Raw genomic sequence first — 20482 nt, 5'->3', positions numbered from 1 at the left:
TAGGTATAAAATTGAATGGAGGCTGTCAATAGTTATGTGGGAAAACAAGTTTGTAAAAGAAGCACTCACTTTTGATGATGTACTTTTAATCCCAGCAGAATCAAATGTGTTACCGAAAGAAGTCGACTTAAGTGTAGAGTTATCAGACAAAATCAAGTTAAACATCCCTGTGATTTCAGCAGGAATGGACACAGTTACAGAGTCTAAAATGGCGATTGCAATGGCAAGACAAGGTGGTTTAGGTGTCATTCACAAAAATATGAGCATCGAACGCCAAGCAGACGAAGTACAAAAAGTGAAACGTTCAGAAAATGGTGTTATCACTGATCCGTTCTTCCTTACACCAGAAGAAAGTGTTTATGAAGCAGAAGCATTAATGGGCAAATACCGTATTTCAGGTGTGCCTATCGTCGACGATAAAACATCACGTAAACTTGTTGGTATCCTGACAAACCGTGACTTGAGATTTATTGAAGACTTTTCAATTAAAATTTCTGATGTCATGACACAAGAAGATTTAGTTACAGCTCCAGTTGGTACAACATTACAAGAAGCGGAAGAAATTTTACAAGCACACAAAATTGAAAAATTACCGCTTGTTGAAGATGGTGTATTACAAGGATTAATCACAATTAAAGATATTGAAAAAGTACATGAATACCCATACTCAGCAAAAGATGCCCATGGTCGTTTACTTGTAGCTGCAGCGATTGGTATTGCGAAAGACACTGATATCCGTGCACAAAAATTAGTAGAAGCGGGTGTGGATGCATTAGTCATCGATACAGCACACGGTCATTCACAAGGTGTCATCAATCAAGTGAAAGCGATCAAAGAAAAATATCCTGAAATTACAGTGATTGCTGGTAACGTAGCGACAGCAGCAGGTACAAAAGCATTGTTTGAAGCAGGTGCAGACGTTGTTAAAGTGGGGATCGGACCAGGTTCAATCTGTACAACACGTGTCGTTGCAGGTGTAGGTGTACCTCAAATTACAGCGATTTATGATTGTGCGACAGAAGCACGCAATCACGGTAAAACAATCATTGCAGACGGTGGTATTAAATTCTCAGGCGATATCGTGAAAGCATTAGCAGCAGGTGGCCATGCAGTCATGTTAGGTAGCTTACTTGCGGGTACTGAAGAAAGCCCAGGTATGGTAGAAATGTTCCAAGGCCGTCAATATAAAGTTTACCGCGGTATGGGTTCATTAGGTGCGATGGAAAGTGGTTCAAATGACCGCTATTTCCAAGAAGATAAAACACCTAAAAAATACGTGCCAGAAGGTGTAGAAGGCCGTATCGACTACAAAGGACCATTAGCTGATACAATTTATCAACTTATCGGTGGTGTGAAGAGTGGTATGGGTTATACAGGCTCAGCGAACTTGAAAGCATTACGCGATGAAGCACAATTTACAAAAATGAGTGCAGCAGGTTTAGCAGAAAGTCACCCACATGATGTTCAAATTACTAAAGAGTCACCGAACTACTCATTCTAATGGATAAAGGAGTACACAGAGTATGGAAATGGCAAAAGAACAAGAGCTGATTCTTGTCCTCGATTTTGGTAGTCAATACAACCAATTAATTACACGTCGTATTCGTGAAATGGGCGTATACAGCGAATTACATGACCACGAGATTTCAATTGAAGAAATTAAAAAGATGAATCCAAAAGGTATCATTTTATCAGGTGGTCCAAACTCAGTCTATGCAGATGATGCATTTACGATTGATCCTGAGATTTACAACTTAGGCGTACCAGTATTAGGTATTTGTTACGGTATGCAGCTGACAACGAAAATATTAGGCGGTAGAGTGGAACGTGCGAACCAACGTGAATACGGTAAAGCCATCATCAACGCCAAGTCAGACGAACTATTTTTCGGCTTACCAGAAGAGCAAACGGTTTGGATGAGCCACTCAGATAAAGTTATCGAAATTCCAGAAGGCTTCGAAGTCATTGCAGACAGCCCAAGTACACAATATGCTGCAATTGAAGATAAAAAGCGTCGCATCTATGGCGTACAATTCCACCCAGAAGTGCGTCACACAGAGTATGGTAATGACATTTTACGTAACTTCGTGCGCCGCGTTTGTGAATGTACAGGCGAATGGACAATGGAAAACTTTATCGATATCGAAATCGAAAAAATTCGTGAAAAAGTCGGCGATCGTCGTGTCCTTTGTGCAATGAGCGGTGGTGTCGATTCATCAGTCGTGGCTGTATTATTACACAAAGCGATTGGTGATCAATTAACATGTATCTTTGTAGACCACGGTTTATTACGTAAAGGTGAAGGCGACATGGTGATGGAACAGTTCGCGGAAGGTTTCAACATGAACATTATCCGTGTGAACGCCAAAGAACGTTTCATGTCTAAACTTGAAGGCGTTTCAGACCCAGAGAAAAAACGTAAAATTATCGGTAACGAATTTGTTTACGTATTTGACGACGAAGCATCAAAATTAAAAGGTGTTGATTTCTTAGCACAAGGGACACTTTATACAGATGTGATTGAATCAGGTACAAAAACAGCACAAACAATTAAGTCACACCATAACGTAGGTGGCTTACCTGAAGATATGGAATTCGAATTAATTGAACCAATCAACACATTATTTAAAGATGAAGTCCGTGCATTAGGTATCGAACTTGGTATTCCTGAACATTTAGTATGGAGACAACCATTCCCAGGACCAGGATTAGGTATCCGTGTCTTAGGTGAAATTACAGAAGACAAATTGGAAATCGTTCGTGAATCAGATGCGATCTTACGTGAAGTGATTCGTGAAGAAGGCTTAGAACGCGAAATTTGGCAATACTTCACAGTGTTACCAGACATCCGTTCAGTAGGTGTGATGGGTGATTACCGTACGTATGATTACACAGTCGGCATCCGTGCAGTGACATCTATCGACGGCATGACAAGTGACTTTGCCCGTATTGATTGGGAAATCTTACAAAAAATCTCAACACGTATCGTCAATGAAGTTGATCACGTGAACAGAGTCGTATATGACATCACATCAAAACCCCCAAGCACAATTGAGTGGGAATAATGATATAGCGTAAATGATAGGCTAGAATTACCGTTATGATGCGGTTTCTAGCCTCTTTTATTTTGCGTTGAATACGTTTTGAATACGTTAATGCTAAAAATTGATATCATTTGCGAATTTTCAGTTACGTGAGCATAAATAGCCATAATGATTTTAATGTCGCCATGTCCTAAACGGTTTTGAACTTCTTGGATAGATAACCCCGCTTCAAATAAAAGTGAACAATGGGTATGGCTAAAGCCGTGTATCTTGATAAGCTTAAATTGATATTTCTGACAAATACTATCTAATACTTGTTGACATGTTCAGGACAGAGAGATTTGTTACTGATAACATGTATTATCCGTCTTTTTTAATAGAGAAGCGGTTTTGTCGGCAATCTGATACGATATTACAAATTGCATCGTGTTTTCATGATATATGTATTAAAAGTTAAACTTAGTATGCAACTTTTTAATTAATTCTTCAGAAGCGCTAATGATATCAATAGTATCAACACCAATTTTTAATAAAGATGTATCATCATAAAAAATGATAAAAGGTTGAATCTGACTATTTTTGATATAAATGCAATAATTTAACGCTTCTGTAATATCTATATCGGATATACTAGAAATGATATATTTTTCATTATCGCAATGAATATTTTCACGCCAATTTTTTATATTAATATACCATCCAAGACGAGTCACCTCTCTTTTACAAACAGGTGAGATAATTTTTGATAGGAATGAACCATTAATCTTTGACTTGAACGATAATCTCATTATTTCTACAAGGTCTCTTTTTTGAATCGAGTCAATATCCCATCTTATTTTGTAATTATCTTCAACTTGAAAATAAGGCGTTTCACTGTTTAAGTCGAATTGAACTACTAGAATTTTTAGTTTAATCTCCATTATTAATCTCCAAACTTCTTTAAATTAGTATCAAATGTGCCGCTACCTGTTTTTTACTGCCCAATTTCTTAATTCTGATTTATTATAACCTAATGAAGCACTTATTAAGATAATTACTGCTAAATAGTCAACGATTCTATTAAAATGGGTATCTTCAACATTCATTCTAATATACGGATGCAAGTGAAAAACAAAGTAAAAAACGCATGAAATCAATGGTTAAAAGAACGCGAAACAGGATTTTACAAGTAACATGCAATTAAAAAATTTATATAAATCAGAGTAAGTCTACACATCAAAATGAATTTTTGTTAAAGGATGATGATAATATCGGTATAACAGATTTGCTCCTTTTTAGCGGTAATTTTTCGAATATTTTTTGGCTTCTTTTACGATAGTAGTCACTGTAGACTCATATGGTTATGTATGTTTCATCATTATCTAGAATAATAAAAAAACCATGATTTCGCTCAGCCCCTTATGGTGGGGTGTCTACTCTCATGGATTATGTTAACTTATTTATAAGCAGATATTGACATCGGTTTTATCAATAGTCAATATTTGACAACAAAGCCTCTCCATTTTACGTATCATGTCTTGATATGTTTGTTTAGCAATATAATTGTTTATTTGTGAGTGTGTTTATATGCTCAAAGTGACTCATACAGCTGTTTTAAATAACATATTACTGTTTCGCTTGGAAATTTTTTGAATATGTTTTTTGAATGACTTTGTAGCTACCAATTTTTTAGTTTTTGCTTTGTCTTGATAGAATGTTATATTATGTTGCCATTCGGCTCCAACAGGTGTTTTTCTTTCATAAATTTTATCTTTATAATATATCACTTTATCTGTACCTAATATGTCATTGCTTATAGCTGATATTCCACCGACCGCTCCAGTTGCTGTATTACTTCCACCTACTCCTTTAGCTACTAAAGCTAGTAATGTACCTGCTCCCATTTTTAACGTTAGATTTCTGGCTTTTGTATCACCGCTTGTTGTTGTAAGGTATTTCCATCCACCGGCAGCCTCAGCTTGATTTTGAGTTGTATAAGTTATTTTACTTTCGGGAAAAGAAGGCAAAATAAGGCTTGAAGTTAATATTGTTGCTGCAGTTATTAAATGTACTTTTTTTGAGAAGTTATTCATATCAAAAATCAGCCCCTATAAAATAGATTGATGTTAAAGGGAATTTCGTCTTAGGATCATGATTTAAGAAAATAATCAGAAAAATATAAGTATTGTGAAAAATAATTGTGATTGATATAGTAGTAAATAAAAGAAAGGTGAAGTCTATGTTTAAACAATCAATCGCAAAAGAGCTATATCAAATTTTACAAGATCAAATGACTTTTGACGAAATCTACCAGTTGATTGAATATCCAGCTAATGAAAATCATGGGGAGTATTCATTTCCGACATTTCAATTGGCTAAAATTTTTAAAAAGCCTCCAGTTGAGATTGCCAATAGTATCAAAGAAAAGTTTGATAATGTTGATGTTCGTCAAACAGAAGTTGTGAATGGTTTTCTCAATTTCTTCTTGGATAGGGATGTGAGTGCACAGAAAATTATTGCACATTTTGGTAATGGACATTTAGAAAGTAACCAAACATTAAGTGGAGAAAAGATTGTTATTGATTACTCAAGTCCGAATATTGCTAAACCATTTTCGATGGGGCATTTGAGAGCTACAGTGCTTGGTGACAGTTTGTCCAAAATACTTGAAGCAAATGGTGCAGAAGTGATTAAAATCAACCATTTAGGTGACTGGGGAACGCAATTCGGTAAGCTTATTGTTGCTTATCAAAAATGGGGAGATGCGAAGAAAGTTGAGGAAAATCCGATAAAGGAACTTTTTTACTTGTATACCAAATTTCATAAAGTGAGTGAAGAAGATCCGCAACTTGATGCAGAGGCGAGAGAAGCTTTTAGACTGCTTGAAAGTGGGAACGATGAGTACGAAGCGTTATGGTCTTGGTTCCGTGAAGTGTCAATGACGTCCTTTAATGCACTCTACAAACTTTTGGATATCCATTTTGATTACATACAAGGTGAAGCTTTTTATAATGATAAATTAACAGATACTGTCAAGTTACTGGAGCAAAAGGGTTTATTAAAGCGTGATGACGGCGCCTATATTGTAGAATTAGAGGATTTACCACCAGCATTAATCAAAAAGAGTGATGGCGCTTCCCTCTATATTACTCGTGACTTATCTGCTGTTTTATATCGTACAGCAACTTTTGACCCAACACGTATCTTATATGTTGTTGGCCAAGAGCAATCTATTCATTTTAAGCAACTCGAACAAGTGACGCATTTATTGGGATTAAAAACTGTCATAGAACATGTTCCGTTCGGTTTGATTTTACAAGGTGGCAAAAAAATGTCCACAAGACAAGGGAAGGTCGTATTGCTTGAAGGCATCATTGCTGAAGTGGAAGCGGCTGTACTCAAAACTTTAGAAGAAAAGCAATCTCAATTAACGAATAAACAAGAAACTGCGCGAGAAATTGCCATTGCGTCTGTTAAGTTTTACGATTTGAAAAATGATCGTTTGAGTAGCTACGATTTTAGAATTGATGAGATGTTAGCGTTCGAAGGCGACACAGCACTATATATTATGTATACGTATGCAAGAATGCAATCTATTTTAAGAAAGAGTGGATATGCGAATAATGCTAAGGAAAGTTTTCAATTCGAAGAGAACATGTGGGCGATTTTGAAGCATTTGAAATCTTATCATGAAGTTCTAGAGATTGCTTCGGTTAACTATACACCATCTTCAATTTGTCGATATACATTACAGTTATGTCGTCATTTTAATAGCTATTACAATGTTGAAAGAATATTAGGTAGTGAAAATGAAAAGTCGAAAATGAAATTATTAGAGATTGTTTCTAAAAATATTGAAGAAGCAATGCAGTTATTAGGTATTAAATTAATCAAAGAGATATAGGGAAATGTTAAAAACAAAAAATATAAAAGAACGACCACCAATTTACATCGTTATGCTGTAAATGCTATGGTCGTTTTTTAATTTAAGATATATTTTTCAAACTTATCGTAGGCATAGACTATTAATGCAGTTCACAAGCGAAGCCATCATGATTTCCATCTAATCGTCGTTGATAAGCTGGATGACCGAGTGGCACGCCGGCAGGATAAACTTTTTTGAGTTCCTTGCAGTTTCTGAAATATGTTTGCTGAGGTGCACTATTTTGATTGACTGTTGCGTGATTTGACGGTGTGTTGGCGGTATTGTGAGTAGGTGTTTGGGCCGATGCCGTATCTTGTGTAGCAGAATTCGTCTGTTCAGACCATATGCCTAACTTTTCTTGTTTTGCCAACGCTTCAGCCGCTTTCAATCGATCTAAATATTTCGTGTTAGGCGGGTATACATAAGCCACCTTTGCCAGTCCTTCTCTGACTAAAATTTCATTGACCATTTTACCATCTACAAATACGTATGCTAAATCTCTACCGTATTTATCTGTTTTAGGACCGACATCATATTCAATTTCAATCTTTTGGGCGTTACTCAGCAGAGATCTCGTTCGTTCAGATGCTTCTCTGCCGAATGGTTGAACACCTAAACGGGGATGTTTCGTTTCAGGTGTATCAATTAATAAATAACGAACCGTTTTTTCTTTGCCGTCAATATTAAACTTGGACGTATCCCCATCAATATGTTTAATAAATATTGCAGCAACTAAATTATCTGACGTTTTATGCTGATTTTCGTCATTGTCAGCGTTATTCTCACCTTTTGATTGCTTTTCTTCAGCTTTTTTACGAGTTTCCGCATCCTTTTTGTCTTTCTCCGCCTTATTTTTCTCTTTTTTAGCTGTCTCTTTTTTATCTTTATCTACTTGATGAGTTTTAGTATCATGGGATGCATTTTTATCTTTAGTCGTATGATTTGTTAAACCAACTAAAATAAAAAGAATTAGAAGTGGAATGAAACTGATTGCGTATCTCTTTGCGACAGGTTTTACGGGCTGCTTTTTAAAGTAATTCACAATCATTTTGATGAACAAATAAACATTATAAATCCAAACGAGCAAGAACAGAAACGTAACAATATTTCCTAACACCTTTTCCCTCATCCTTTACTTTTTCTTTTTATTATGAGGAAAAAATATGTTTATGTAAACAAAATTTCTTATAATATTATGTATTCTGCTCTGAAAATTAAAAACTGAGTAAAGCTCGAATAAGGGGAGAGTAAAGAGTGGCGTTTCAATAAGTCTTTAATCTTACAATTCGAGAAGAATGTAGAGTGCTTTGTCATCAAACAACTTTTTATGAAACTCCCAATACTTACGTTTATCTGTTTGATAAACTGCGTACGATGCTCTACTAGCTTGTTCAGATTCTTTACCTAATAATTGTGCATTAACAAAATGATATGATGCTTTATTAGTCTCTAAATAATCTTTGTTTATCTTAGGATGTAAATGGCGGTTATAAAATGTAGGAAAATGGCGGAATGAAAATGCTGTTTTTCCTACATTTTTTATTTTCTAAAATATATAATCATGTCTTAACTCAATCTTTGAATGGAGGTTGTTTGATTGAGACATGATATATACGAAGGAGTGTCATTTTACATTATGAAAGGCATAAAACCAAATTACGCTGAACTGGCTAGACAATATCATTGTGATCCAAGGACAGTAAAAAAATATTATGAAGCTGGGAAAGGCAATGAGTTGAAAAAATTAAAAACAAGGAAAACGACAAAGAGAGTATCAAAATTAGAACCCTATAAAACGCTCATAGACGAAAAATTAGAGCTAGGTTGTACGGCTATGGCGATTTATAAATATATTACTAAAAAAGGATATGAAGGCAAATATACGATTCTTAGAGAATATTGTAAGAATAAAAAAGGAAAGGAAATTAAAAAAGCAACTATACGGGTAGAAACACGCCCCGGTATAGCTGCTCAAGTAGACTGGAAAGAAGATATGGTCATGCATGATAAATTTGGGAAACGTTATCAATTTAATATCTTTCTTTACGTTCTACACTATTCAAAAATGAAGTATATCACATTAACTTGGGATAGAAAACAAGATACATTATTTCAATGTTTGAAAGAATCTTTTGAGTACACTGGAGGTGTTCCTAAGGAAATATGGTTCGATAATATGAAAACGGTCGTTGATCGTCCTAGAACACAATATAGAAAAGTGGTATTTAACACCCTTTTTCATCAATTTAGTAAAGATGCAAACTTTGAACCCATCGCGTGTAGGCCGTATAGGCCGCAAACCAAGGGCTCTGTGGAATCTTTAGCTAAATTTGTGGAACAACGTTTAAGGCCCTACGATTACGAATTTTATGACGCTGTTGAACTTATCAGTCTTGTCAATCACTTTTGTCATGAAATGAACATAACGAAATATCGCAAGCAACTGACTGCTATCCAATTGATTTATTCAATTCTGAAGAAAAACATCTATTGAACCCGTTTAATGTGCAGTTACTAAACACCTATGTCGAAGATGAATGCATTCGAATTGTTTCTAAAGAGTCGATGGTTAATTTTAGAAAAGGTAAATATTCAGTACCTACAAAGTTTATTGGTGAGGAGGTTGAATTAATCTTTAATGAATTGACTGACAAATTATCCATCTACTTTGATGCCGAGTTAATTAGAACCCATCATTTATCGGAAAAGAAATTCAATTATGTTACCAAAGATATGTGTGAGATATTGAAGTCTGACGCATTCAAGCACAAAGACGATCAAGAAATTCTTACGTATATCGAAGATTCATTATTAAAATATGACGAGGTATAGGAGAAACAGATATGTATACAGACCATCAAAAGCTATTAGAAAGCTTTCAACAGCTCAATCTAAAAATGATTAAAGACTATTATCCGAAGTATTTAGAATCACTATCCAAGAATCAAAAATCTTTAACTGAAATTTTACTTGAGTTGACAGAAAAGGAAGTAGAATATCAAGCTGAACAAAAATTTAAACGTGCTATTAAGTTAGCACGTTTCCCTAAGGTTAAATATTTAAATGACTTTGATTTCACGTTTCAGCCAAGCATTAATAAACAAGAAATACTCACATTAAAATCCATGCATTTTCTAGAGAAGAGTATCAATATATGCTTCTTAGGTAATAGTGGTGTCGGTAAGACACATCTAGCAATATCGCTAGGCGTAGAAGCTTGTAAACAAAATATCAAAACTCGATTCTATACTTTTAAAGAATTAATTGAACTCTTAACCACTTCAGAGGAGAAAGGAATCATCAATAAAACTTTAAAACAATTAAACAGAATTGAACTACTTATTATTGATGAGATAGGCTATACACCCATTTCAAAAGAACAGGCAGACCTCTTCTATCAATTGATGTCACTAAGATATGAAATGAAATCCACGATCATAACGACGAATATCCCTTTTTCTAGTTGGGGCGACTCATTTAGTAACAAGATAGCGTCAGCAGCCATTATTGATAGACTTATTCACCATTCAAAAATATTTAAAATTACAGGCGATTCATACCGACTTAAAGACTATAAAAGTGAAAAAAGTTTAAACATACGTCATTCTTAAACCGCCAAAAAACGACATTTTCAAACCGCTATTGAAATAGGAGATACCTTTCTTTCGTACATCTTACAAAATGGACATTGATAATCTCCAAAAACAATGATTTCTACTTTTTTGTCTTCTCTATTATTAATTGAAGGATAGTATAGTCTTAAATATGTATAAGAGTTTAGTTTCTAAAATCAATAATTGTGAATCTTTTAAAAGAGTGCTAGATAGATAGGATATTTAAGTTCTAAATTTTTTAACTTAATGAAACTTAAAAGTTATTTCAAACGATGATTTTTTTCAGAAAAAGAACCGATTTATGTGACCTTAGTCACATAAATTTTAAATGAGATAGTCTAAACTTAGAATTAGAAGTTCAGACACGAGAGGAGGAATTGCTATGGAACAAGGTGTAATGGTTAGTAACAAAGGTTGCTCAGCATGCGCGGTTGGAGCTGTTTGTCTAGCTGATGGTCCTATTCCTGATTTTGAAGTAGCTGGTATTACAGGTACATTCGGTATAGCTTCTTAATTGAGTATTTACTAGGGGTGTAGCGACTTGTCGTTACACTCAATTTTTAAAGGAGATTTCTATATGCAAAGATATATAAAGTTTAATGAACACGTTAGGTTGCATCAGCTCCCAGAAGGTGGAGTAATAGAAATGAGCTTTAGAGATTCCAAATTTGATATGTTAGAGTTTGAATATTTAGATTTAAATTCTTCTGCATTTGAAGCATGTACCTACTTTGATGGTAGTAAAAAGATAATAGATATTATTCAAGGTATGTGCATTAAGTATGATTGTGAACTTAAGGATCATATTAATTGGTACAGTGATCTAATTAAAAAATTATACAGTAAAAAATTAGTTACACTAACACAAAATAGTAATTCGGGATCAATTAATTTAACAGGTTCTAAAGAACATATTACACCACTACATACAACTTTTGAGATAACTCACAAATGTAATTTAGAATGTAAACACTGTTATTTAGAAAGCTCTCCATCTGTTAAAGATACATTGAGTTTTGACGAGTTTAAAAAAATAGCAGATGAAATGTATAACAATGGGGTTTTAACATGTGAAATTACTGGAGGAGAAACATTTGTCCACCAACATGCAAAAGAAATAATAGAATATGCACTAAATAAGTTTCATAAAGTAGGCATATTAACTAATGCGACTATTTTAAGACAAGACGTATTAGATTTGCTTACAAAATATAAGGATAAGATTATAGTTGGTATATCATTAGATAGTGTTAATCCTGAATCAAATAACGAGTTTCGACAACATCCTAGAGCACATCAACTAACGTGTAAAAATATTAAAAGATTAGCTGATAGAGGTATTTTTGTAAGAGTAGGTATGTCTATTTATGAAGATAATATGTGGGAAATAAAAGACATGGCTAAATTAGTTAGAGAATTAGGAGCACAAGCATTTGCTTATAATTGGATTGATGACTTTGGTCGAGGAAAATCAATAGACGAAATGAAGTTAAATAAACAAAATGATATTTCATTTAAAGAATTTGAGGTGAATGTTTTAAAAGAAAATAAAGATATCATTCCACTTATATCGATTAATGAAAATAAAGCTAATAATTGCGGTGCTGGATGGCGCTCAATAGTTATGGATCCTAACGGTAATATAAGACCTTGTGCATTATTTCCAAAAGAATTTAAAATTGGTAATTTAAAAGATTCTAGCTATGAAGAAGTGTTCTCTAGTGACATTGTCAATAAATTATGGAAATTACAATCACCTCAAAGTTCTAGTTTATGTTCAAAAGAATGTCCGTTTAGAGATTACTGTACAGGATGTTACTTAAAAGGATTAAACACGAATAAAAATCATCGAAAAGACAAATGTAGCTGGATAAAAGAACAAAAACTTGAACCACTGATGGAAAATATTTAGGAGTGATAACATGTCGAAAAATTTATTGAGATTAATAATAGTTATTATTTTTACAATATCAACAGTAGTATTTATAGTGAAAGAAGATTGGGTTTTCTCAGCTATTTTTGGAATTATCTCTATCGTATTTTTATTAAGATTAATACAAGGGGCTAATAATGATAAAAATCTGTGACTTATATGTTTGGTACGACAAGGAATTCATTTTAGAAGATATAAATTTACAGCTAAAGAGTGGAGAAATTTATGCTTTGATTGGTAAAAATGGTAGCGGTAAAACTACACTTATCAATACAATTTGTGGGGTTTTGCCTACATTTAAAGGAAGTATTGTTATGGGCAATGCTTTCTTTAATGCAGAAAGCACTTCTAAAATAATACAAAACAGTAAAAAGGAAAGGTTTTATATAGCAGATAATCCTGAAAAAATAAAATACATGAATTGTTTGCAATATATAAATTTAATACTAGACATATACAAAACGAAGGTAGATCAAAAATTATTACAATATTATATGGAAAGGTATCAATTTACAAATCATAAAAATAAGATAATCGATGAGCTTTCTCTTGGAAATCTCAAGAAACTTAATATTATATGTTCTTATCTAATAAATACTAAAATTTTAATTTTTGATGAACCATTAAATGGACTAGATATTCAATCCATTGAGAAATTTATAGAAGATATACAACTATTAAAGAATAAGGGATATTTAGTAATCTTATCTACTCATATTCTTGATGTAGTTGAAAGGTTTACTAATAAAATTGTATTAATTAATAACAGAAAAGCCACTGAATTAACATTTGAGAATGCTAGTCAAATTAGAGAGGTTTTGGGTGTGAATGAAACTACATAGATATCTAAAATATATAGTTCTCACAGAGAGTAACAAATACCATGTAAAATCGATAAGTAGATTACTTATAAGTATATCGATTTTGTTGATGTTTGAGTTTTATTTAATTTTGAATAGTGATATAGAAATCACTATTATTAAGCATGCCCATTTTAAATTGATTATTTCTTTGACTTCATTTTTTTTAGCATTATCGTTTTGGAGTTCATTTAGAAACAGTTATGTACATACCATGTTTAAGCCATTGCCAGTAAATACAAAAAAATTGTATCTATCGATGGTTGTATATATTTTTTTAGAGGTAGGTCTAAAGAGAATGATTTACCTTTTGATATTGCCTATATTTTTGTATATAACGTCAGATATTAGTTTAACAAATACTATTATAATGATGGTTTCGTACATATTGATGATTTTTTTAACTTTTAGTTGTGTAATTATTTTTTTTGAAACAACTGATTTGTTGAAAAATATAATTCTTACAATTCTCTTATTATTAGTGTCACTGTCACCACCAGTATTTAGCTTTATATTAATAATTATAATGATAAGTTTAATTTATGTGTGTTTTGATAGTATTAAACTGTTAGAAAACAAAAGAACTAATAAATCTGTTGAAAAAAAAGAAGAAGTATCGATATTAAAAATTGAAATAAAAAAATGGATTTCTGATAAGAGTAATTGGATTAATTGTGTCATAGCAATAATTTTTATCGCTATACTGACGTTTAATTTAAATTCCATTGAAAATATAGACCCAAATATTAATTACTTTTTAATCATGATAATTGTACTAGCGATGAGTCCAGTTTATTTATTGTTTTCAACAGATAAAAATTATCAAAGATTATATGTATATTTACCTATAAATAAGCGCAAAGTGTTTTTAATTAAATTTTTGATATGCTCCCTTTTAATGTTAATGATTTTAACATTAAGTTTAGCGATATTCTCATTAATTAAACATAATATAGATTTAAGAGTTATTAACATATATATAATTATGCTTTTTTGTGCATATTTCAGATTGAAATTTGATCAAAAGTTTCCTATATTAAATTGGTCATCTAAACAGGATATATGGAAAAACCCAAAAAAATATATTTCTTTAATCATTTTAATACCATATATATATTTAGCTTTAACTTATAGTATTTGGATTACACTCCCTTTAATGCTTGTGATTTTTGTTTTAAGTAAATTTAAGCCTAATAGGGGTGATTATTTTGTCTTTCTATATTAAAAATGTTAAATCTTCTATATACAATTCGACTATGGAAATAGAACAACTACCAAAAATGAACTTAAGTAAACTAAATTATTATCAATTGTTGTCCTACACGTTTAATGAACTATTTGGGAAATTAGATTCCTATAAACATAGAAGATACACTAGCTTAATTTGTTATAACAATCAGTTTTTCTGGTTATATAATACTTTAAGTTTAGATAATGATTATGATTATGATAATTGTCATTACACAGTAAAAGAATTAAATGAAGCAAAAGATAAAGCAAAAATGAGTTTAAAAGCAAAGATAAGTCAATATCAATTAAGTCCATTTAACATTCATAGGAATGAATATAAAGAAATTCTTGGTTTAGACGATATTTATGGAAAATATAGATATGGAAAAGTAGAAAAATTTTATTTAGTAGATCTGCAAAAGAAAGATATCGATGATGTTATTTTAAGGAATTATGAATATAAGTATAGTAACTACAACAATTTTACAAGAGTAGATAATCCTATAATACATAACAAGTATAATCTTAATAATAACCTTAAAATAAGAAATAACATTTCTGAAATAGGATTAGATAGCCACCCTTTTTATACACTCTGTTGGAGTATTAAATCTAATTGTATTGAGGATACATGTTTTTATGGTAATTTATTGCAAGCATATCTTTCTCATTACGGACATTCAAAATTGTTTGAAGAACTTAGAATAAAGGCTTACCAACTTTACCACTTTAGTTCATATTTTGATAATGAATGTAATCTATTTTTTATACATTTTAGTTCAGATGTTAAGAAAAAAAACGATATTAAAAATTGTGTAAAAAATATAATGAAAAAATTGTGGCTGAGTATTGAAGAATTTGAGAGTATTAAAACCTTTTTAGATACCGAATTAAGATTTTTATTAGATAAACAATACGGTTATAACTTCTATTTATTTAAGTTAGGGCAGAAATATAAAAAGTTTGCTCATCCATTTTATGACATAAAAAAACTGAACTACTTAGAATTTAATAGCATGGTCAAAAATATGACATTTATCGCTTTAGATGAAGGGTGATTATATGCTAAAAGGATTAGATAATAGTATTATGAAGATTGAATTTGCAGGGATTAGCGGTCTAGGTTTTGATATAAAAAACTCATATATCAATTGTATTAGTGTAAAGATTAATTTTGGAGGGCTAGATAGTAAAATTGGATATGCTCACTTTTTGGAACATATGAAATTTTGGAGAGACGATAATCATCTTTATGAAGAAATGAAAAATTTAAGTATTGTCTTAAATGCTACCACTAGTGTAAATAGTACTTATTTTACATTTTTTTGTGCTCCATATGTGTCAGAGGATGCTTTAAATGTATTGTTAAAGTATTTGAAAAACCATGACTTTTCAAAAAATATTTTTGAAAAAGAAAAGAAAGTAGTGATCAACGAAATTAAAGGATATAAAAGTATTCAATCTCAGGATATGAAACTTAATATCATAAGAGACCGTATACTAGGGACCGAAAAAAATATTAATAAAATTTCATTATATGATTTACATAAAATATCTAAAAGTTTTTATAATAAAGATAATATGAGTATTTATGTTATTGGAGATATTGAATTCACCAAAAAAAACAATAATAGTAATTATCATAATGATGTTACCAAAAAGAAGATTATTACTAAGGATGGAGAGTGCGAGATACAAGGAACCGAAGAAGTACTTTTTTTAAAAATTCTTTTGTTAAATATCGCTAATAACAAATCTTTAGTATATTATAATAATCAATTTCTATATTATGGTGAAAAGAAACAACTAGTAAAAAACATTAATCTATTTGAGGAAAAAGATAATAGGATGACTGATAACATCTATAAAGATATTTTAGATAAAATGAGTGCAGTAGTTGAAATAAAAAATATTGTAGAGTTTTGGGAATTGCATAATAATTTTTTCTCGACAATACAAAATATATGCGAAAGTGAAAAATTATTAGATTTAATAAATGAGCTTAAGGGTGAGTTATCATGAAGACAAAATATCAATTTCTATTTGTAGTATTGGTAATGTTAGGCACTTATTATATTTTCGGCATTAATAAATATATTGATTATTGGTTAAATTTTTTCATTATTAAAAGTTCGTGGTCAGAATTTGTGTGTATATCTGTAATAATTACGTTTATAGCAGTTCCATTTCATATGTATATTAATAATAGGATAAAGCATATTAATCAGATTAATGAAAAGTTTTTAGAGGAAAGAAACAAAAAAGATTTTGATATAGAAAAATTTAAAAAAATGTAGAAATTCCTAGTGGCAATTTTATTTATAAAGGCATCATACCTATTACTTTATTAATAGGACTAGGCTTAAAAATTTCAAACCACTTTTCATTAAAACTCCCTTTATTGCTTGTTATATTATTGTATATATTTACTTTTATAAGTACCTTTTATTATAGTTCTAATTTCATTAAAAACATTATCAATAAATGCTTCACTAGATATATTGTTTTACTAGTTGTAAGCGTGATTATCTTGTATATACTGTCAGTAGAGGAACAATTATTTTTATTAACTTTTTCAATCATAATATATCTATCTAGTCGCTTAAGCTTTATTAAAAAATTAACAAATATTACAAAAGTTTAAAGGACATTCTTCACAGTTAATCTGATTTTTAATTGATTCTAAATCTAAGATAATAAACTTTTTGCTCTTTTTATCATAATCTAGAATATTATCGTTTTTTAATTTAGATATTGTTTTGGTTACTCTTTCTCTACTCATACCACATAATTGTGAAAGGTCTTCATGTGTTAATTTAACATCTATTAATATAGTTCCATTTTTGAGTGTTTTTCCAAAAGAATTGGCTAATCGAACTAGATTAGAGAGAATCATTCCCTTTTTACCGTAAAAAGTATAGTCTCTTATAGTTAATTCTCTTTTTCTAACTTCATTATATATATATTTTAAAATTAATGTATTAAGATTATCATTATCAATATATTTTTTTAATTTATTAATAGAGACTTGATATAAAGTAGTATTTTCTTTGAAAAATAAGTGATAGTTTATTTGGATATCATCAATAGTCTCCATATAAACGCTTCCTTTTTTACATATTTTTGATAATAGAACTTTACCCGTGATATCTGTATGCTTTAAAAAAGCTACCCCTTTTTCGAAAGCATATAAAAATTTTTCTCCATTATTTAAATGAACAATTTCATCGTGTATAAAACTTTTACGGTCTCCATATTTTTTTATTAGACTAAATAACTCATTGTTCAACTTTAACATTGCAAAACGTCCCCTTTTTTTTAAATAAGGCTCTAACTTCGTTTCGAAATATAGTGCATTATCATTTACATATTGCTACTTTCTCAGCTAACTGACATGTACTTTTAGAACGCTGTGAGAACCTATTTTCAAAATACGAACCCCCTATATACACAATTAGTGTACCATAACTTAATTCTAAGGTCTTTTGTGAACATAGATTCTTTGTTGGGTTTATGAACACAAAAATATATATAATATTTACTTATTAGACATAAAAAGAGAGTGTACAGAAAACAATGATGCTAGACTAAGAAACGGACACGGTAAATTGATAGGAATTTCATGTATAATAAAAGAAATCAATTTATAGGAGTGTCAGTGATGGCGAGAAGAAAATACGATCATAGCTTTAAAATGGAAGCAATTCAATTAGTCGAATCAGGGAGACGTGCCTCAGAAGTTTCTAGAGATCTAGATATTCCTATTCAAACGTTAACAAGATGGCTGAGTATATACCGTAAAGACGGTGAAAAAGGTTTTGTCGGTAGCGGTAAACGTACGTCAAATAAACAAGCAGAAGCAGATTTAGAAAAGCGATTAAGAGATTTAGAAGAAGAGAATAAAATCTTAAAAAAGGCTATGCACATCTTTGCCAAAGACCAGAAGTAATATACAGGTTTATTTATGAACACCGACATGAATTTCGCGTTGTGAAGATGTGCCAAGTCCTTGGTGTTTCGAAAAGTGGTTATTATGATTGGAAAAATCGCAAGCCAAGTGCGCGTATAGTAAAACGTGATGGTTTGAAGAAGCATATTTATCAAATTTATATTAAGAGTCAAAAGCGATACGGAAGCCCCAAAATCACACAAATACTGAGGAGTCATGGCCATACTGTAACCCAAAGAACTGTCAGTAGATTGATGAAGGAGCTCGGTATAAGGTCTATCACAAAAAAGAAATACAAGGCAACGACCCATTCAAAGCATCATCTTCCTGTCTACCCTAATTTATTGAATCAACAGTTTAAAGTATCACAACTTGGCAGTGTTTGGGTGGCTGACATCACGTATGTATACACAAAAGAAGGATGGCTCTATTTAGCTACAGTCATGGACTTGTTTTCTCGTAGAATCATTGGCTGGGTGATGGCAGCTCGTATGACAAAAGAACTTGTGATGTCAGCTTTAAACAAAGCGTATACAATTCAAGAACCTAAAGAGGGATTAATCCATCACTCAGATCGAGGAAGTCAATATGCCTCAATAGAATATCAAAATTTACTACGTGAAAAAGGGATTCAGAGCAGCATGAGTCGTAAAGGAAACTGTTACGACAACGCATGTATAGAATCTTTTCATAGTATCATCAAAAAGGAATTGATACATCATCAGAACTATAAAACCAGGAATGAAGCGATGTTTAGCATTGTGGAGTATATCCTTACTTTTTACAATTCCAAAAGAGTGCATTCAACGTTAAATGATATGAGCCCCATTGAATTTGAGAAGAAATACGCAACAAAATAACCTAGCTCAGAATGTACTTTTTGATTTTTAAAAGTACATGATGGGCTAGGCTAGCAAGCGAAGCGCGGTAGAATTCTCTTTTTTCTGTGTCCGTATTCTTGACATAGATCCAAATTCTTCCTCTAATCTGATTAAGTCTTCAACTTCACTACCTATTTTGGGTTCCTGTAACTTGTTATTTAAAGTGTGCTCTCCTTTTCTGGCTTTTTCTAATAACTCATTTTTTTCTATTACAAGTTGATCGATTTTCTCAGTTTTGTCCCTAATATCGTTTTCTAAATTCCTTAATTCTGATTGTAAGATGTTGTTAGCATTGTCGAAAATAGTTTTATCTATCGGTAAAAAATGTTTTTGTTCTTTGATGTTAGAGGTATGACATTTAAAGTGCTGCTTTTTTTACTATCTTTTTTATTTAATATAATAGCAAAATGACCTCCAGATAATTCACTGCCGATATTCACTCCAAAATCGACATAAATGATAGTTCCTCTTTTATATTGGTTATAATGAGGTCTAATCTTCCCTTCTAGTTCTTTGGTTAATAAATTTGAATGAGAACGTAACCAAAAAGGTAAAGTAATAAACCTTTCATTGCCACTGTCGAATAAATTTTTATATTTTCCATTAGTATCATCTAATATTTCATAAGCTCTTTCTTTATCCATATTGTTGCACCTCCCTTTAATTCTAAAAAAATAGATACACCTATAAGTGTAAAAACAATAATTCTGTTGCAGTGAATTTGATTTGAAATATTATATCATAATAGTTAGTCTTGGGATACTCAGTTTTGTTGGTGACAAAGTTATTATTAATGCTTTAGAGCATAAAATGTAAAAGATTGGCTATTAATAAGGAGTTTGCTAGTTTTTAATTAAATTTTAAAAGACTTTGAGAGCTTAAATTTAGAAGGATTAATTATAAATAGGATGATACTATAATCGTTTTGTACTGTTTAAGTGTATATTTAAAACAAAAACCTATGATTTCAGCACCCCTTTATATTGGGCTTGCCTATGATCATAGGTTGTGGTAAATTATTTTTAGGCAATAGTATTTAACGTTAGTTTGTCGGCAACAAGTTGAGC

Annotated in this window: 19 protein-coding genes and 2 pseudogenes; 15 read left to right on the top strand and 6 right to left on the bottom strand. The window is 31.4% G+C overall.

Translation table 11 applies throughout. From position 1 onward, the window contains the following. Positions 1-34: 34 nt before the first annotated feature. Together guaB and guaA are read left to right on the top strand one after the other, a co-directional pair. A complete protein-coding gene (gene guaB / locus EL101_RS12840; RefSeq protein ID WP_096595860.1) occupies positions 35-1501 on the top strand; it encodes an IMP dehydrogenase in 1467 nt (488 codons plus the stop codon). A 22-nt stretch (positions 1502-1523) separates the two neighbouring features. Further along, a complete protein-coding gene (guaA, locus tag EL101_RS12835) occupies positions 1524-3065 on the top strand; it encodes a glutamine-hydrolyzing GMP synthase (RefSeq protein ID WP_019166941.1) in 1542 nt (513 codons plus the stop codon). A 47-nt stretch (positions 3066-3112) separates the two neighbouring features. On the opposite strand, the pseudogene EL101_RS12830 reads toward guaA, so the two are convergent. From EL101_RS12830 to EL101_RS12815, 3 genes and pseudogenes are all read right to left on the bottom strand, one after another. Next, a pseudogene (locus EL101_RS12830) lies at positions 3113-3399 on the bottom strand (tyrosine-type recombinase/integrase); the annotation flags it as partial. A gap of 91 nt (positions 3400-3490) precedes the next feature. Then, a complete protein-coding gene (locus EL101_RS12825) occupies positions 3491-3964 on the bottom strand; it encodes a hypothetical protein (RefSeq protein WP_096595858.1) in 474 nt (157 codons plus the stop codon). A 660-nt stretch (positions 3965-4624) separates the two neighbouring features. Next, complete coding sequence (locus EL101_RS12815) at positions 4625-5116, bottom strand: hypothetical protein (protein ID WP_096595857.1); 492 nt, start codon at positions 5114-5116, stop codon at positions 4625-4627. A gap of 146 nt (positions 5117-5262) precedes the next feature. Between EL101_RS12815 and argS the strand changes: the two genes are divergently transcribed. Beyond that, on the top strand, positions 5263-6927 hold the full coding sequence (gene argS, locus EL101_RS12810) for an arginine--tRNA ligase (protein ID WP_096595856.1): 1665 nt from the start codon (positions 5263-5265) through the stop codon (positions 6925-6927). Positions 6928-7048: 121 nt separating this feature from the next. Here the strand turns inward: argS and EL101_RS12805 are convergent, their stop codons facing one another. Then, the gene (locus EL101_RS12805; protein WP_179299312.1) at positions 7049-8065 is read right to left on the bottom strand and encodes a thermonuclease family protein; all 1017 of its coding nucleotides are present in this window, start codon (positions 8063-8065) and stop codon (positions 7049-7051) included. A 519-nt stretch (positions 8066-8584) separates the two neighbouring features. On the opposite strand from EL101_RS12805, the gene istA reads away from it, so the two are divergent. The 11 genes from istA to EL101_RS12760 all read left to right on the top strand — a co-directional run bounded on the left by istA (position 8585) and on the right by EL101_RS12760 (position 16882). Then, positions 8585-9442: an IS21 family transposase gene (istA, locus tag EL101_RS12800; protein WP_241971469.1), complete on the top strand. Its 858-nt coding sequence runs from the start codon at positions 8585-8587 to the stop codon at positions 9440-9442. Then, positions 9439-9780 (top strand): Mu transposase domain-containing protein, encoded by a 342-nt coding sequence (locus tag EL101_RS13600; protein WP_241971468.1) that lies wholly within the window; start codon positions 9439-9441, stop codon positions 9778-9780. The genes istA and EL101_RS13600 overlap by 4 nt, the downstream gene beginning before the upstream one ends. A gap of 11 nt (positions 9781-9791) precedes the next feature. Next, positions 9792-10559, top strand: a complete 768-nt coding sequence (gene istB, locus EL101_RS12795; protein WP_126489891.1) for an IS21-like element helper ATPase IstB — start codon at positions 9792-9794, stop codon at positions 10557-10559. A gap of 385 nt (positions 10560-10944) precedes the next feature. Continuing rightward, positions 10945-11076, top strand: a complete 132-nt coding sequence (locus EL101_RS12790; RefSeq protein WP_096598771.1) for a subtilosin A family bacteriocin — start codon at positions 10945-10947, stop codon at positions 11074-11076. Between the two features lie 63 nt (positions 11077-11139). Then, positions 11140-12474, top strand: a complete 1335-nt coding sequence (locus tag EL101_RS12785; protein ID WP_096598769.1) for a radical SAM/SPASM domain-containing protein — start codon at positions 11140-11142, stop codon at positions 12472-12474. Positions 12475-12484: 10 nt separating this feature from the next. Then, on the top strand, positions 12485-12649 hold the full coding sequence (locus EL101_RS13310; protein WP_164715589.1) for a hypothetical protein: 165 nt from the start codon (positions 12485-12487) through the stop codon (positions 12647-12649). Continuing rightward, positions 12633-13337 (top strand): ATP-binding cassette domain-containing protein, encoded by a 705-nt coding sequence (locus EL101_RS12780; RefSeq protein WP_096598767.1) that lies wholly within the window; start codon positions 12633-12635, stop codon positions 13335-13337. Before EL101_RS13310 ends, EL101_RS12780 begins: the two co-directional genes overlap by 17 nt. Positions 13338-13743: 406 nt before the next feature. Next, positions 13744-14580 (top strand): hypothetical protein, encoded by an 837-nt coding sequence (locus EL101_RS12775; RefSeq protein ID WP_240622774.1) that lies wholly within the window; start codon positions 13744-13746, stop codon positions 14578-14580. Continuing rightward, positions 14564-15643 (top strand): insulinase family protein, encoded by a 1080-nt coding sequence (locus EL101_RS12770; RefSeq protein WP_096598763.1) that lies wholly within the window; start codon positions 14564-14566, stop codon positions 15641-15643. Before EL101_RS12775 ends, EL101_RS12770 begins: the two co-directional genes overlap by 17 nt. Positions 15644-15647: 4 nt before the next feature. Next, on the top strand, positions 15648-16607 hold the full coding sequence (locus EL101_RS12765) for an insulinase family protein (protein ID WP_164715588.1): 960 nt from the start codon (positions 15648-15650) through the stop codon (positions 16605-16607). Further along, entirely contained in the window at positions 16604-16882 is a 279-nt protein-coding gene (locus EL101_RS12760; RefSeq protein ID WP_096598759.1) for a hypothetical protein, read from the top strand. The genes EL101_RS12765 and EL101_RS12760 overlap by 4 nt, the downstream gene beginning before the upstream one ends. A 323-nt stretch (positions 16883-17205) precedes the next feature. Here EL101_RS12760 and EL101_RS12755 read toward each other — a convergent pair whose 3' ends face one another. Beyond that, positions 17206-17883, bottom strand: coding sequence for a Crp/Fnr family transcriptional regulator (locus EL101_RS12755; protein ID WP_096598757.1), 678 nt, complete (start codon positions 17881-17883; stop codon positions 17206-17208). A gap of 363 nt (positions 17884-18246) precedes the next feature. Between EL101_RS12755 and EL101_RS12750 the strand changes: the two are divergent. Next, positions 18247-19394 (top strand): annotated as a pseudogene (locus EL101_RS12750) (IS3 family transposase). A gap of 332 nt (positions 19395-19726) precedes the next feature. On the opposite strand, the gene EL101_RS12745 reads toward EL101_RS12750, so the two are convergent. Continuing rightward, on the bottom strand, positions 19727-20059 hold the full coding sequence (locus tag EL101_RS12745; RefSeq protein ID WP_096598645.1) for a type II toxin-antitoxin system PemK/MazF family toxin: 333 nt from the start codon (positions 20057-20059) through the stop codon (positions 19727-19729). Positions 20060-20482: the final 423 nt, after the last annotated feature.

Origin of the sequence: Staphylococcus delphini (assembly GCF_900636325.1) — a bacterium.
Taxonomy (GTDB): domain Bacteria; phylum Bacillota; class Bacilli; order Staphylococcales; family Staphylococcaceae; genus Staphylococcus; species Staphylococcus delphini.
Note: the sequence above shows the minus strand (reverse complement) of the source record. Positions and strands in the feature narration are given on the sequence as shown.